Below are 269 nucleotides of genomic sequence, written 5' to 3'. Positions count from 1 at the left end.
AAATAACGCCTGTACTAATGAGGGAAGTGTTTGCTCTGTCGGTATTTTCAAAGGCTTCTTCAAACGCGGCCTGCTGCGCATCTCTGAATGTAGACATGGCGGCAATAGCATCGTCATAAGAGCTATTCATTTGCGATGAAAGTTCACCTAAGCGACTGAAGTCAGCGGTACCATCAACCATCGATTGAGACACGTCAAACGCCACTTTAAAGTAATCATCAAACCCTGCCGAAATTTTAGCTATTTCGGTGCGAAACTCTGGACTAATA

1 pseudogene is annotated in these 269 nt (G+C 44.2%); it reads right to left on the bottom strand.

Annotation, left to right across the window (positions count from 1 at the left end):
• A pseudogene (locus tag NLF92_RS13055) lies at positions 1-269 on the bottom strand (methyl-accepting chemotaxis protein); the annotation flags it as partial.

The organism is Opacimonas viscosa (genome assembly GCF_024199005.1).
GTDB classification, from domain to species: domain Bacteria; phylum Pseudomonadota; class Gammaproteobacteria; order Enterobacterales; family Alteromonadaceae; genus Opacimonas; species Opacimonas viscosa.
The sequence above is the reverse complement of the archived record's forward strand: the minus strand, read 5'-3'. Positions and strand labels throughout refer to the sequence as shown.